Annotated in this window: 14 protein-coding genes and 1 tRNA gene; 10 read left to right on the top strand and 5 right to left on the bottom strand. The window is 70.5% G+C overall.

Features of this window, described 5'->3' with window-relative positions:
• The 5 genes from ACIQOU_RS27145 to katG all read left to right on the top strand — a co-directional run bounded on the left by ACIQOU_RS27145 (position 1) and on the right by katG (position 6622).
• The gene (locus ACIQOU_RS27145; protein WP_401540085.1) at positions 1–1488 is read left to right on the top strand and encodes an aldehyde dehydrogenase; all 1488 of its coding nucleotides are present in this window, start codon (positions 1–3) and stop codon (positions 1486–1488) included.
• 80 nt (positions 1489–1568) lie between these two features.
• Entirely contained in the window at positions 1569–2264 is a 696-nt protein-coding gene (locus ACIQOU_RS27140; RefSeq protein WP_401540083.1) for a GntR family transcriptional regulator, read from the top strand.
• A 246-nt stretch (positions 2265–2510) separates the two neighbouring features.
• Entirely contained in the window at positions 2511–3764 is a 1254-nt protein-coding gene (locus ACIQOU_RS27135; RefSeq protein ID WP_401540080.1) for a hypothetical protein, read from the top strand.
• 194 nt (positions 3765–3958) lie between these two features.
• Positions 3959–4396, top strand: coding sequence for a Fur family transcriptional regulator (locus tag ACIQOU_RS27130; RefSeq protein ID WP_401540077.1), 438 nt, complete (start codon positions 3959–3961; stop codon positions 4394–4396).
• Between the two features lie 36 nt (positions 4397–4432).
• Positions 4433–6622 carry a catalase/peroxidase HPI gene (gene katG, locus ACIQOU_RS27125; protein WP_401540074.1) on the top strand — a complete coding sequence of 730 codons (2190 nt, stop codon included), beginning with the start codon at positions 4433–4435 and terminating at the stop codon, positions 6620–6622.
• A gap of 118 nt (positions 6623–6740) precedes the next feature.
• On the opposite strand, the gene ACIQOU_RS27120 is transcribed toward katG, so the two are convergent.
• A complete protein-coding gene (locus ACIQOU_RS27120; protein ID WP_401540072.1) occupies positions 6741–7025 on the bottom strand; it encodes a methyltransferase in 285 nt (94 codons plus the stop codon).
• Positions 7026–7233: 208 nt separating this feature from the next.
• Between ACIQOU_RS27120 and ACIQOU_RS27115 the strand changes: the two genes are divergently transcribed.
• The gene (locus tag ACIQOU_RS27115; RefSeq protein WP_401540070.1) at positions 7234–7632 is read left to right on the top strand and encodes a hypothetical protein; all 399 of its coding nucleotides are present in this window, start codon (positions 7234–7236) and stop codon (positions 7630–7632) included.
• Positions 7633–7710: 78 nt separating this feature from the next.
• On the opposite strand, the gene ACIQOU_RS27110 is transcribed toward ACIQOU_RS27115, so the two are convergent.
• A tRNA-Pro gene (locus ACIQOU_RS27110) sits at positions 7711–7784 on the bottom strand.
• Between the two features lie 136 nt (positions 7785–7920).
• Between ACIQOU_RS27110 and ACIQOU_RS27105 the strand changes: the two genes are divergently transcribed.
• Together ACIQOU_RS27105 and ACIQOU_RS27100 are read left to right on the top strand one after the other, a co-directional pair.
• A complete protein-coding gene (locus tag ACIQOU_RS27105) occupies positions 7921–8628 on the top strand; it encodes a transketolase (protein ID WP_401540067.1) in 708 nt (235 codons plus the stop codon).
• Positions 8629–8671: 43 nt separating this feature from the next.
• Positions 8672–9577, top strand: coding sequence for a transketolase family protein (locus ACIQOU_RS27100; RefSeq protein ID WP_401540064.1), 906 nt, complete (start codon positions 8672–8674; stop codon positions 9575–9577).
• Between the two features lie 5 nt (positions 9578–9582).
• On the opposite strand, the gene ACIQOU_RS27095 is transcribed toward ACIQOU_RS27100, so the two are convergent.
• Positions 9583–9942, bottom strand: a complete 360-nt coding sequence (locus ACIQOU_RS27095; RefSeq protein WP_401540061.1) for an MmcQ/YjbR family DNA-binding protein — start codon at positions 9940–9942, stop codon at positions 9583–9585.
• 233 nt (positions 9943–10175) lie between these two features.
• Here ACIQOU_RS27095 and ACIQOU_RS27090 point away from each other — a divergent pair, with 233 nt between their 5' ends.
• Positions 10176–10556: a hypothetical protein gene (locus ACIQOU_RS27090; RefSeq protein ID WP_401540055.1), complete on the top strand. Its 381-nt coding sequence runs from the start codon at positions 10176–10178 to the stop codon at positions 10554–10556.
• A 116-nt stretch (positions 10557–10672) separates the two neighbouring features.
• On the top strand, positions 10673–11512 hold the full coding sequence (locus ACIQOU_RS27085; RefSeq protein ID WP_401540052.1) for a transposase family protein: 840 nt from the start codon (positions 10673–10675) through the stop codon (positions 11510–11512).
• Positions 11513–12022: 510 nt separating this feature from the next.
• Here ACIQOU_RS27085 and ACIQOU_RS27080 read toward each other — a convergent pair.
• Both ACIQOU_RS27080 and ACIQOU_RS27075 read right to left on the bottom strand, forming a co-directional pair.
• On the bottom strand, positions 12023–12451 hold the full coding sequence (locus tag ACIQOU_RS27080; protein ID WP_401540049.1) for a hypothetical protein: 429 nt from the start codon (positions 12449–12451) through the stop codon (positions 12023–12025).
• Between the two features lie 847 nt (positions 12452–13298).
• A complete protein-coding gene (locus ACIQOU_RS27075) occupies positions 13299–14198 on the bottom strand; it encodes a LysR family transcriptional regulator (RefSeq protein WP_401540046.1) in 900 nt (299 codons plus the stop codon).
• Positions 14199–14406: the final 208 nt, after the last annotated feature.

Here is a 14406-nt window from a genome sequence, read left to right as displayed (position 1 = left end):
ATGACCCGACTCCCCCGCCACCAGCACTACATCGCCGGGACCTGGACGGCCCCCGTGTCCGGCCGGTACTTCGAGAGCGTCGACCCGACCACCGCCCGCCCCTGGTACGAGGCCGCCGACGGCACCGCCGAGGACGTCGACCGTGCCGTGGCCGCCGCCCGCACCGCCTTCGAGGACCCCCGCTGGCGCGACCTCAGCCAGACCCGCCGAGGCAGGCTGCTGCGCGGCCTCGCGGAGCTGATCGGTGAGCACGCGGAGGAACTCGCCCGCACCGAGACCCTCGACAACGGCAAGCTGCTGCGCGAGATGCGCGCCCAACTCGCGGGCCTGCCCGAGTACTTCCACTACTACGCGGGCCTCGCCGACAAGATCCACGGCGAGGTGATCCCGGGCGCGAGCCGCGAGCTGCTCAACTACACCCTGCGCGAACCCGTCGGCGTGGTGGGCGCGATCACCCCGTGGAACTCGCCGCTGCTGCTGACCGCGACCAAGCTCGCGCCGGCCCTCGCGGCGGGCAACACGGTGGTCGTCAAACCGTCCGAGCACACCTCGGCGTCGCTCCTCGCCCTCGCCCCGCTCTTCGAGGAGGCCGGGTTCCCGCCGGGCGTGGTCAACGTGGTGACGGGCTTCGGCGCCACGGCGGGCGCGCCGCTCACCGAACATCCGGACGTCGCGAAGGTGACGTTCACCGGCTCCACGGAGACGGGTCGCCGCATCGCCCGCACCTGCGCGGACCGGCTGGTGCGCTGCACGCTCGAACTCGGCGGGAAGTCACCGAACATCGTGTTCCCGGACGCCGATCTGCCGTCGGCCGCGATGGGGGTGGTGGCCGGGATCTTCGCCGCCGCCGGGCAGACCTGTGTGGCGGGCAGCCGGGTGCTGGTGCACCGGGACGTGTACGACGAGATCCTGGAGCGGGTGACGGCACGCGCGGCCACCATCCGGATCGGGGACCCGTCGCAGGAGTCGACGGAGCTGGGACCGCTGGCGATGGCGGGGCAGTTGGCGAAGGTCGAGTCGTATGTGGAGCTGGGGCGGGCCGAGGGCGGCACGGTGGTGTGCGGCGGTGCGCGTCCGGACACCGGGCTCGACGGGTACTTCTACGCCCCGACCGTCTTCACCGGCACGGACAACGGGATGCGGATCTGCCGGGAGGAGATCTTCGGGCCGGTCGCCACGGTGCTGCCGTTCGGCTCGGAGGAGGAGGCGCTGCGGATCGCCAACGACTCGGCGTACGGGCTGGCGGCGGGGGTCTGGACGCGGGACGTGAACCGGGTGCACCGGATGGCGTCCCGGCTGGAGGCGGGCACCGTGTGGGCCAACACCTACCGGTCGATGTCGCCGATGTCCCCCCGGTCGGGCTTCAAGAGCAGCGGGACCGGTGTCGAGCACGGCACCGAGGTGATCCGTGAGTACACCCGGCTGAAGAGCGTGTGGATCAACACCAGCGAGGAGCCGGTCGGCGACCCGTTCGTCCTGCGCTCATGACCGGCCCGGGGCTGGCATGGCAGCCCGCGCGGCAACGTGCGGTTGACGGGGCGCAGCTCCCCCCATTACGTTCACGTACCATGCAAGAACCCACTCGCCCCAAGCGGAAGCCGTTGCAGCACACGAGCCTCCAGGCCCGGGTCGCCGAAGAGCTGCGCCAGATGATCATCAGCGGTGAGCTGCCGCCGCGCTCCAGCCTCTCCGAGATGGCCCTCTCGGAGACCTTCGGCGTCAGCCGCACCCCGATCCGCGAGGCCCTCAAGCAGCTCCAGATCGAGGGCCTGGTGGAGGTGCGGCCCCGGGTGGGGACGTTCGTCGCCGTGCCGTCCCGGCGGGAGATCACCGAGCTGTTCCAGATGAAGGAGCTGCTGGAGGGCGCGGCGGCCCGGCTGCTCGCGTTCCGGGGCAGCGTGCCCGAAGTGGAGCGCCTGGAGCGGAACATGCGGGACGCCGACGAGGCGGTGCGCGCGGGCGACACCGAGCGGTACGCCCAACTGGTGCACGACTTCCATGACTTGATCGTCGTCGGCGCGGACAACTCCAAGCTGGAGGCCCACTACCGCACCCTGATGAACCAGTTGGCGTACGCGCGGCTGGTGCGGGCCTCGCTCGCGCGCCCCGGGCGGCTGACCGAGTCCGACCACGAGCACCACCGGGTCCTCGACCTGATCCACGCCAAGGACGGCGACGGCGCGGAGCGGGTGATGCGGGAGCATGTCCGGCGCAGCCACCAGGCGTTGATGGCGGAGATGGACGAGCGGCAGCAGGGGACCTGAGCGAGATCGGCGGCTCCGGGGGCTCCGGGGGCTCCGGGGGCTCCGGGGGCTCCGGGGGCTCCGGGGGCTCCGGGGGCTCCGGGGGGCGAGAAAACGGGATGTGTCCGGCGCGCGTGTGGAGAAACGGAAACGGCCCGCCCTTCCATACAACCGTTCGGGAAAATTCGTCGTCTGACGCGGTGAGAGCCGACGTTCTCCTGTACTTCACCCTCCTGCCGCCGACGTTTCACCGAGGATGATCCCCACATGGTCCAGATCCGCACCGGCCGCCGCACGTTCCGACAGACCACCGGCGCGGTCGGCGCCGTCGCCCTGCTCGCCCTGGGTGCCGCCCCCGCCGTCGCCGACGACGCCACCCCGGAGTTCGCCTTCGGGGCGTTCGACCCGATCAAGGGCGTCAAGACCGGCAGCACCTTCGAGGTGCCGGCCACCTTCACCAGCACCGGCACCGAGCCGCTGGACAAGGTCTTCCTGTCCTACGAGGTGACGCGCGGCCTGAGCCACACCGATCTGCCCTCCAACTGCCTTCGCTACGAGGTCCCTTCGTACGACGAGGCGCCCAGCAAGTCGCAGGCGGTCTGCGAGTTCGACCAGACCGTGAAGCCCGGTGTCGTCTACGCGCCGGAGAAGGCGCTGACGCTGAAGGCCACCTCTCACGCGCTGGAGGACCGGCTGCGGATGGTCGTGGAGGCCGAGGACGCGGGTCCCGACGAGAACGCCTCGGAGCCGGTGCGCGGCACCGCTCCCGCCGTCAAGCTCGTCGAGCGGCCCGACCAGACCCCGGCGACCGACGGTGAGGAGTACGGCGTCGTCGACACCACCGTCTCCACCGAGAACACCGCCGACTTCCAGGTCACCGGCGCGCAGTTGACGGGCAAGGTCGGGGACACCGTCCACCTGAAGGTCGCGTTCACCAACGCCGGGCCCGCCTGGGTGCTCGGGAACCGGGACACGTCGGCCGCCGATGTGCGGGTGAAGCTGCCGGCCGGGACGACGGTCACCAAGGCCGACGGGTTCTGCGACAAGCTGGCGACGGGCAGTTACTCGTGCGGCACCAGCCAGTCGTGGGTCGACGAGGGGCACGGCGAGACCTACGACTTCACGGTGCGCATCGACAAGAAGGTGGACGGCGCCAAGGGTTCGGTCGCGTTCGCGGGACCGGCCCGGCCGTTCGACAAGGTCGCCTCGAACGACACGGCCGCGATCGGGCTCGACGTGACCGGCTCCGGCGCCTCCCCTGCCCCGTCCGCCTCTCCGACGTCGTCCGCCGCCCCGACCCCGTCCGCCGCGTCCGCCTCGCCGACCGGCGGCTCCGACGCCTCGGCGACCACCGGTGGCGGTTCCTCGACGACCGGCGGTTCGGGTGCGACCACGCTCACCGGCGACCTGGCGAGCACCGGTTCCGGTTCGGTCCTGCCGCTCGCGGGCGCGGCGGTCGCGGTGGTCGGGCTCGGCGCCGGTGCGGTGCTGCTGGCCCGGCGCCGGGCGGCCCAGAAGTAACCGGGCGACAGCTCACCGGCTCCACGGCCGGCGCCCGGCGGATCTCTCCGCCGGGCGCCGGCCGTCGTCGTTCCCGGGCCTCTTCGGCCGCCAGAGCCGCCCGATAACCGCACAAAGCCACCCACAGAGCCTGGCTGAATCTTGTCAGATTCGTTTTCTTGAACTCTTCGTGTTTGTGGGGGTAGGTTGTCCGCATGACCGCTCCCCAGACTCCGAACACCGCCTTGGAGCTGCGCGGTGCCGGCCTACGGGTGACGGCCGCCCGCGTCGCGCTGCTCGAAACCGTCCGGAACGGTGATCACCTCGATGTCGAGGCGCTCGCCTCCGGGGTACGTGACCGCGTGGGCCACATCTCCCTCCAAGCCGTGTACGAGGCGCTCCACGCCCTCACCGCGGCGGGACTCATACGCCGCATCGAACCGGCCGGCAGCCCGGCCCGGTTCGAGGGTCGCGTCGGTGACAACCACCACCACATCGTCTGCCGGACCTGCGGTGTCGTCGCCGACGTCGACTGCGGGGTCGGCGAGGCCCCGTGCCTGACCGCCTCCGACGACCACGGCTTCTCGATCGACGAGGCCGAGGTCATCTACTGGGGCCAGTGCCCCACCTGCTCCACCGGCCGCACTACCTGAGCACGCTAGACATGCCCAGTTTTGGAAGGATTTTCCATGTCTGAGAACCACGAGTCCGCCGAGGCGAAGTGCCCCGTCGCCCACGGGCGCGCCCCTCACCCGACCCAGGGCGGCGGCAACCGTCAGTGGTGGCCGGAGCGTCTGAACCTGAAGATCCTCGCCAAGAACCCCGCGGTGGCGAACCCGCTGGGCGAGGAGTTCGACTATGCCAAGGCGTTCGAGGCGCTCGACCTGCCGGCCGTCAAACGTGACATCGCCGAGGTGCTGACCACCTCGCAGGACTGGTGGCCGGCCGACTTCGGCAACTACGGCCCGCTGATGGTCCGCATGGCCTGGCACAGCGCCGGCACCTACCGGATCAGCGACGGCCGTGGTGGCGCCGGTGCCGGTCAGCAGCGTTTCGCGCCGCTGAACAGCTGGCCGGACAACGGCAACCTGGACAAGGCCCGCCGTCTGCTGTGGCCGGTGAAGAAGAAGTACGGCCAGAGCATCTCGTGGGCCGACCTCATGATCCTCACCGGTAACGTCGCCCTGGAGACCATGGGCTTCACGACCTTCGGCTTCGCCGGTGGCCGTGAGGACGTCTGGGAGTCGGAGGAGGACGTCTACTGGGGTCCCGAGACCACCTGGCTCGACGACCAGCGCTACACCGGCGACCGTGAGCTGGAGAGCCCGCTCGGCGCCGTCCAGATGGGCCTCATCTACGTCAACCCCGAGGGCCCCAACGGCAACCCGGACCCGCTGGCCGCGGCCCGCGACATCCGTGAGACGTTCCGCCGCATGGCGATGAACGACGAGGAGACCGTCGCCCTCATCGCCGGTGGCCACACCTTCGGCAAGACCCACGGCGCGGGCCCGGCGGACCACGTCGGCGCCGACCCCGAGGGCGCGTCGATCGAGGAGCAGGGCCTCGGCTGGAAGAGCACGTTCGGCACCGGCAAGGGCGCCGACGCGATCACCAGTGGTCTTGAGGTCACCTGGACCAGCACCCCGACCCAGTGGGGCAACGAGTTCTTCGCGAACCTGTTCGGCTACGAATGGGAGCTGACCCAGAGCCCGGCCGGCGCCAACCAGTGGGTGGCCAAGGACGCCGAGGCGACCATCCCGAACGCGCACGACGCGTCGAAGAAGCAGCTCCCGACGATGCTGACGACCGACCTGTCGCTGCGCTTCGACCCGATCTACGAGGGCATCTCGCGGCGCTTCTTCGAGAACCCGGACCAGTTCGCGGACGCCTTCGCCCGCGCCTGGTACAAGCTCACGCACCGTGACATGGGCCCGGTCGTGCGCTACCTCGGCCCGGAGGTCCCGTCCGAGGAGCTGCTGTGGCAGGACCCGCTGCCCGCGCGCACCGGTGAGCTGATCGACGCCGCGGACATCGCCTCCCTCAAGGAGCAGATCCTCGGCTCCGGCCTTTCCGTCTCCCAGCTGGTCTCGGCCGCCTGGGCGTCGGCGTCCTCCTTCCGCGGCGGCGACAAGCGCGGCGGTGCCAACGGCGGCCGCATCCGCCTGGAGCCGCAGCGCACCTGGGAGGTCAACAACCCGGACGAGCTGGCCCAGGTGCTGCGCGCCCTGGAGGGCATCCAGGCCTCCTTCAACACCGGCGCCAAGCAGGTGTCGCTGGCCGACCTGATCGTCCTCGCGGGCACCGCTGCGGTCGAGAAGGCGGCGAAGGACGGCGGCGTCGAGGTCGACGTGACCTTCACGCCGGGCCGGGTGGACGCCTCGCAGGAGCAGACGGACGTCGAGTCGTTCGCCGCCATGGAGCCGGCCTCCGACGGCTTCCGCAACTACGTCGGCAAGGGCACCCGCCTGCCCGCCGAGTACCTGCTGCTCGACAAGGCGAACCTGCTCACGCTGAGCGCCCCCGAGCTGACGGTCCTGGTCGGCGGCCTGCGGGTGCTGGGCGCCAACCACGCCGAGTCCAAGCACGGTGTCCTCACCACGCGTCCGGGCACCCTGACGAACGACTTCTTCGCCAACCTGCTCGACCTGGGCATCACGTGGAAGTCGACGTCCGAGGCGCAGGACGAGTTCGAGGCGCGCGACGGCTCCGGCGCCGTCGTCTGGACCGGCACCCGTGCCGACCTGGTCTTCGGCTCCAACTCCGAGCTGCGCGCGCTCGCCGAGGTCTACGCGAGCGACGACGCCAAGGAGAAGTTCGTGAAGGACTTCGCCCAGGCGTGGACGAAGGTCATGGAGCTGGACCGCTTCGACCTGGTCTGAGCCCCCGCGTGATCTGACGGCCGGGCGATCCTCGTGATCGCCCGGCCGTTCGCCGTCGCGACCCCGCCCGCCGGTCACGCGGGCCCACCGGTGTCGTGGCGGGCACGGCGTGCGCGGCTCAGGCGTCGGGAACGGCGACGAGCAGGGCCTTGGGCCCGTTCAGGCGCCGGACGGAGTCGAGCCGCAGCCCCGCCGCGTCGAACAGCGCGCCGAACTCACGCGAGGTGCGTTCGCGGCCCGGCAGCACGGAGAGCATGTACAGCGTCATGAGCGCGGTCAGCCGGGCCTCGGGTCCGGTGCCGGGGGTGTCGTCGGCGACCAGTTCGATCACAACGAGCCGGGCGTGCGGTGCCATGACACGGCGGCACGCGGTGAGGACGGAGCGGTTCAGTGGGCGAGCCACTCCGACGCGGCCCGGACGCGGGCCCCGTCCGCCAACTCCCTTACCCCGCCCGGGTGTTCGTTCACGACCAGGGGAACGCTAGCTCGACGGAACGACCCTTGCGAGCGAACGGCACTTTCCTGACCGCAGGGTGACAGCTTCCGGCAGGGGCACGGGCTGACGAGAATTGGCGCCCGCTCCGGCCGCTCGCTCGGCAACAATCCCTGGCATGCACATCATGAGGCCCGACGTCATCCGCATCTTCCGGACGTTCGAACTGGACGGGAAGGTGACGTTCCATCAACTGGACGCGCATACCTGGGTGTTGCTCCCGGTCGAGAGCGGTTCTGCGCTCATCGTTCAGGATCTGGGCGGATCTCTGCGGCTTCGGGCCGGGCATGAGGTGGTCATCGACGTCGACTACGAGGAGGAGAGTTCGCGGGAAGCGCTTCCTGAGATCATCACGGCGTTGCAGAGCGGAAACGCGGTGGAGCACTTCTCCATGGGCCCCGGGCGCAAGCTGCGTTCGTGTGGATATCGAGTGAACTACCCGTCGGGCACGGATGCCGGCATCAACGGCAGAGTGAAGAGCGTCTCCGCTCGGCTTCCACGCTGGAACGCGCGGTAGGCGCGGCAGGCGCAGGGAAATCGAAGGGGCGGTTTCGGATTTCTCCGAAACCGCCCCTTGATCATCGACTCGTACGAGTCGGGACGACAGGATTTGAACCTGCGACCCCTTGACCCCCAGTCAAGTGCGCTACCAAGCTGCGCCACGTCCCGATGCGGGTCTGACCTGGGGTTTCCCCGGGCCGAACGCGCACCGAAACCATACCGCACTCGGGTCGGTGATCGCGCATCGGTTTCCCCCGGGGCCGCGTTTGACCTGAAGTGTGGTTGAGGTAGCACGATCGGGTATATGACGATCACCGAGGAAGCGCGACGTATGTACGGGTACGCGGACCTGCCCCACCTCATGGGCCTGATGACCGGCGACGAGAAGCACAACCCCGCCGCCACCTCCACGCTGGACGTGCTGTGGGTGCTCTACGACCGGGTGCTGCGGGTGAGCCCGGAGACGGTCGGGGCGCCCGGACGGGACCGGTTCCTGCTGTCCAAGGGGCACGGCCCGATGGCGTACTACGCGGTGCTCGCCGCGAAGGGCTTCCTGTCGGCCGAGCTGCTGGCGGGGTTCGGCTCCTACGACTCCCCGCTCGGCCACCACCCCGACCGGCTGCTGGTGCCCGGCGCGGAGATCGGCAGCGGTTCGCTCGGGCACGGGCTGCCGATCGCCGTCGGCACCACGCTCGGCCTGCGCGCCCAGGGGCTCACCGACCCGGCGGTGTGGGTGCTGGTCGGGGATGCCGAGCTGGACGAGGGCAGCAACCACGAGGCGATCGCCTTCGCCGGGCCCGCCGGTCTGGAACGGCTGCACACCGTCGTCGTCGACAACGCCTCCGCCAGCTACCCGCGCCCCGGCGGGATCGCCGCCCGCTTCGAGGCGGCCGGCTGGTCCACGGTGAGCGTCGACGGCCGGGACCACGACGCCCTGTACGCCGCGTTCACCGCCCCGCACCCGGGCCGGCCCCATGTGGTCGTCGCCCGCGTGGAACCGAAGAACGCCTGAACTCCGCACCCTCCGCACCGACTTCAGAAAGACTCCGCCTGCCATGGACACCATGCGCGACCGTTTCGCCCCCGTCGTCTCCCAGTTGCTGGACGAAGATCCGCGCGTCGCGGTCGTCCTCGCCGAGATCGGCGCCGTTCCCTTCGAGGAGGCCGCCCGTCGTCACCCCGACCGGGTCGTGAACGTCGGTATCCGCGAACAGCTCCTGGTCGGGGCCGGCGCGGGGCTGGCGCTGACCGGGATGCGGCCGGTCCTGCACACCTTCGCGAGCTTCCTGGTGGAGCGGCCCTTCGAGCAGGTGAAGCTGGATTTCCAGCACCAGGGCGTGGGCGCGGTGCTGGTGAGCGCCGCCGCCTCCTTCGACTGGCCGGCCGGCGGGTTCACCCACATGTCGCCGGGTGATGTGGCGCTGCTGGACACCCTGGACGGCTGGACCGTGCATGTGCCGGGCCATCCCGACGAGGCCGAGATCCTGCTCCGGCACGCGGTCGCCGCCGGGGACGACCGGGTGTACGTACGGCTGTCGGCGCAGGCCAACCTGGCCGGGCGAGCGGTCGACGGGCACCGTTTCCTGCCGGTACGCGCGGGGCGTCACGGGGTCGTCGTCGCCGTCGGTCCGACGCTGGACGCGACCCTGGAGGCGACCGAGGGCCTCGATGTGAGCGTGCTGTACGCGACGACCGTGCGGCCCTTCGACGCGGCCGGGCTGCGGCGGGCCACGGACGCGGCCGGGACCGACGTCGTCCTCGTCGAGCCGTATCTGTCCGGCACGTCGACCCGCGCCGTCAACGACGCCCTCGCCGACCTGCCCCACCGGGTGCTGGGGCTCGGGGTCGGCCGACGGGAGCTGCGGCGCTACGGCACCGTCGAGGAGCACGTGGTCGCGCAGGGGCTGGACGCGCGGTCGCTGCGGGAGCGGATCGGCGGGTTCCTCGGGGCCCGCGTGTAGGCGCCTCAGTCGGCTGCCGGGAGGCCCAACTCCGGGTGGCTGTCGAGGAGTCGGGGCGGGGCCGCCTGGCGCCAGGAGTCGGCCAGGATGTCCCGCAGCTCGTCCACGCCGTCCAGCGCGGCGAGCCGGGCCCGCACCCAGGCGAACTGCGCCTCATGGTCGGCGATCCAGAACTTCTCGGGCTCGGCCAGGACCAGTTCGGCGCGCTCCTCCTTGGGGCAGCGCACGGCGATGGAGGTCTCCTCCTCGGGCACGGTGGCGAACATCTTCCCGGCGACCCGGAAGGTGGGCATGCTCCAGGCGATCTTCTCCGTGGTGTCCGGCAGGGAGAGGGCGATACGGCGTACGTCATCAGCATCCGGCATGCTCCGCACGGTAACGCCTCCCACTGAGCGGTGTGCATCGTGAAGCCGCAGGTCGCGGGTCTGGTGTGAATGACGAGTGGGGTACTCGCGCTGGTCGGCGGCTGATGACCTTGGTGTAGATCATTGGGCGGGCCCTGTTCCGGTGAGATGTCTGGTTCGGCTGCACCCGCGACCTGCCCCTTCTACGATCCGTCGGCAGGTCGGCACGCCACGAGATCGCGGGAGGGCCCGGGATGCAGGAGCGGCAGTGGATCACCGCTCGCCGGGGCGAACTGGACGCCCTCGCCGAGGAGTTGGCCAAGCAGCTTCAGGAGGTCCAGGTCGAGCGGGATGAACTGGCCATCGCGGAACGGGTGTTGAACCGCCTGGCCGAGCAGGTCCAGGCCGACGCCGAGGCTGTCGCTCCGGTATCGGCGAAGGTGGCCGGGCGGGCAGTCCTGCTCATCCCGCACCGCAGCGACGCGGCCGATGAGGGCGCGCTGCCCGGCGACTACCGCAAGATCCTGGCGATCGTGCGGGAGGCCAACGGCCCGGTGCAGGTCAGGGCGGTTGGCGAGCGGCTGGGCCTGGACGCCTCGGTGCGCGGCAACTGGAGCCGCTGCGGGCGAAGATGACCAAGCTCGCCGATCGCGGCTGGCTGCACAAGCGGGGCGACGGACGGTTCACCGCCCGTCCGTGACCGCGCGGGCGGGCCGTAACTGGCGGGTCCCCGGCGGCAGTTGAGTTTGGTGTGAAGAAAAACAACGGCCTCGCCGAGGGCCCTGACGGCCTTGTCCACACCGCCCGCCTGCCGCTGTCGAGCGCGACCTTGAACTATCTCGCCGGCCTGATACGCGGCCACATGAAGAAGATCGGCTCACGGTGGCGGGCCCCGCCCGCCGGAAAGATCGCCGGCATCGTGCTGGCGGTGCAGCGCTGTGACCAGCGGCCCGGCGATCTGGCCGGCGGGAACGGGGTGCACCGCACCACCGTGAGCCGGTGGGTGCGCGAGGTCGTAGGTCTGCTGGCCGGCCGCGCCCCGCGCCTGGACCGCGCGTCGAAGAAGATCGCCCGAAAGGGCGGCGGCGTGGTCCTCCTGGACGGCTCCCTGATACGCACCCGTCGTCGCACCGGGGCGGACAACCGGCCGAACTACTCGGGCAAGCACAAATGCCATGGCCTACTCGTGATCGCGCTCGCCGACGACCGCGGCCGACTGGTGTGGATCTCCGCGGTGCGGCCCGGACGCACATCCGAGATCACCGCCTGCCGGCACGACAAACTCACTGCCCACCTGCGGGCCGCCGGGCTCGGCGCCATCGCCGACCTGGGGTTCATCGGCCTCGACGACGGTCCTCCTGACGCCGACCCGGCGGTGATCTGCGGCTACAAGGCGGTCCGGAACCGGCCCCTGACCCGCGGCCAGAAGCTGTCCAACAAGGCACTGGCCGCGGTGCGGGCCCCGGTCGAGCACGGCTTCGCCCATCTCAAGAACTGGCGCGTCCTCGGCAAGGTCCGCACCGACCCGAAGTGGGCGACCGCTCTGGCGCGAGCCCTGCTCGTGCTGACGAACCGGGAAATCACCCGCTGACGGATGATCTTGTCGCTGGACTATCGCCCCCGAGCTGGCCGACGCCTACGCACGCCAGACCATCTGACGTGCAGCTTTCACGATGCACCGGGCTCAATCAACGTGCCATCGTCTTGAGAGTCCACTCCAGCGTCATCGCTGACTTGCTCGTGGTAGAGGCCGTGAACATGGTGCCGCCGGGGTCGGTCTGAAACTCGCCCGAGCCGCCACACTGTATGTCTGTGGCCTGCCCCTTGTTGGGCTGGATATGGACCAGCCCTTCACCTCGGCATGTCAAATTGAGCTTGCCGGTCACTCCCGGCGTACTGTCCGCGCCAAAGTGGACGGGGGTGCCGGCGACAAGGCGCAGCCCTGTCCCGGAGGCGGTCACAGGCAGAGCCGACGCAGTATGGGCTGGCCTGGCCGTCATGGTGGGGTGAGGGCGCGTGGCGGCTTGGTGTGCCGGGTGACCGGTGCATCCCACCAGTGCCACACCGGCAGCCAGAGCCGCCCAGGCGGCAGGCGCACGCTTCATGAACTGGTCTCCCAGTACTTGATACGGATGGAGAGGGAAGGCGCGGTCAGGGTACCCGAGCTAATGGTTTTGACATTGCACGGGGCGACGATCTCGGTCTTCTTCCAGGGTATTTTGTAGCCGTCCGATCCCGGCTTGGCGTTCCCGATCTTGTGCGGACTGACCGCGAAGGTTCCGGTCAAGGTCGTCGAAGCCGTGATGGAGCCGCTGAGCGTGACGGACAGACTTGCCTCGGCTTTGGCGATCAGCCCGTTGATCTCGCTTTTCGCTGTGCCTGTCACGGACGCACCGACGGTGGCACCTGCTTGGAACGCGACGCTCATCGTGCCGCCCTTGGGACCGTACAGGCCGGAGCGGAAGACAGGAACAGGTGCGCCGATGAAGTAGCCCTGCTTGGCCCCGAAGCTGGTGGCTTTCTCGCCCACTTCGGGGCACCTCTGCGGGACGGACGCAACTGCTTCGGCGGCCGGAGCGGTAACCAGACTTGCTGATGCGATTGTGGCGAGCACGACTATTGAGGCCCGGAGCATGAGCCCCCCTGGTCAGGCATTTTGCATGGTGTTCTTGGTCGACCAAGAACATAGCCAGCCCATGGTTAATTGATCAACAGTTCTGAGGTGGACTTGAGATACCTCGATTTTTGACGTTCTGTCACATTCCGAGAGTGCATTTGAGCGAGGGCGTCCAGTTCGCCCCGGCGAGCGGTGATCCACTGCCGCTCCTGCATCCCGGGCCCTCCCGCGATCTCGTGGCGTGCCGACCTGCCGACGGATCGTAGAAGGGGCAGGTCGCGGGTGCAGCCGAACCAGACATCCCACCGGAACAGGGCCCGCCCAATGATCTACACCAAGGTCATCAGCCGCCGACCAGCGCGAGTACCCCACTCGTCATTCACACCAGACCCGCGACCTGCGACTTCACGATGCACACCGCTCACGACAACGCCCTGGCGAGCAAGCACACCCACCCCCGAGCGAGCCCCTGACACCGACCGACGCGCCCCGAGGGGACCAGCCCGGCCCGCCACCTCCCACCGAGGGCCAAACCCGGCCACCGCCTCCCGCAGAGACGGCCAGCCCCAGCCGCCACCACCCGGACGAGGGGAGCCAATCCCGGCCGCCACCCCCCGCCGGGGAGCCAATCTCGGCCGACGCCCCCGGCCAAGGGGCCCCGCCCCCGCCGGCACCTCCCCTCCCCCACCCCCTCCCCCGCTGGCCCGTGCAGGGCCCGCGCGCGGCCCGGTCAAGCCCCCGCCCCCGCCCCCGCCCCCGCTCAGCGGCCCGCCGTCGCCAGTGCCTCCAGGACCGGGCTGATCAGTGGGTGTCCCTCCGCTCCTCGGCGGACGGCGGCGAAGACGCGGCGGGTGGGGGCCGTGCCGTCGACCGGGCGGACGGTCACGCCCGTGAGGTCCATGCCCCGCAGCGCGGAACGCGGCACCAGGGCGACGCCCACCCCGGCGGCGGCGAGGGCGACGACCGCCCTGAAGTCGTCCGACGAATGCTCCAGGTGCGGCTGGAACCCGGCGTTCTCGCAGGCCAGCACCACCACGTCATGGCAGGGATTGCCGGGGTAGGGGCCGATCCACGCGTCCTTGGCCAGTTCGGCGAGGGGCACCTCGTCGGCGTCGGCGAGCCGGTGGGTGACCGGCACGACCGCGTCGAAGGGCTCGGCATAGAGCGGGACCGGCGTCAGCCGGGGATCGTCGGCGGGCGGAGCGCCCCGGTACTCGACGGCGACGGCGACATCGACCACCCGGTCGAGCACCATCGGCAGGCTGGCGTCGCCCTCCGCGTCCTGGACCCGGATGCGGATGCCCGGCGCCGACGCGGCGAGGCGGGCTATGGCGGGCGCGACCACCTGCGCGATGCCGGTCGCGAACGAGGCGACCGTGACCGTACCGGCCTCACCCGCCGAGTAGGCGGCCAACTCGGCCTCGGCCCGCTCCAGTTGGGCGAGGACCGCGTGGGTGTGGCCGAGCAGGATCTCACCGGCCGGGGTCAGCCGGACCCCCTTGGCGCCGCGCTCCACCAGCCGGTGCCCCGTCTCCTGCTCCAGCGCCGAGAGCTGCTGGGAGACGGCGGACGGCGTGAGATACAGCGCGGCGGCCGCCGCCGTGACCGTACGGTGGTCCGCCACCGCACGGAGGATATGGAGCCGCCGCGCTTCGATCATGGCCCGATTATTGCAATATGTCCGAGCCGGTCAGCACCGCCCCCGTGGGACCCGTAAGACCCGTAGACCCCGTGCGCCCGTCAGCCCCGTGAGCCCCGTAAGCCCCGTAGGGGGACTCACCAGGCCCACGAGCCCTACCAGCCCTGGCAGCCCTGGCAGCTCATCGGCCCGATGAGCATCATCGACGCCGTCAGTCACATCGGCGGCA

Origin of the sequence: Streptomyces sp. NPDC091279 (assembly GCF_044757465.1) — a bacterium.
Lineage (GTDB): Bacteria > Actinomycetota > Actinomycetes > Streptomycetales > Streptomycetaceae > Streptomyces.
This window is presented reverse-complemented; position numbering and strand designations above follow the sequence as displayed.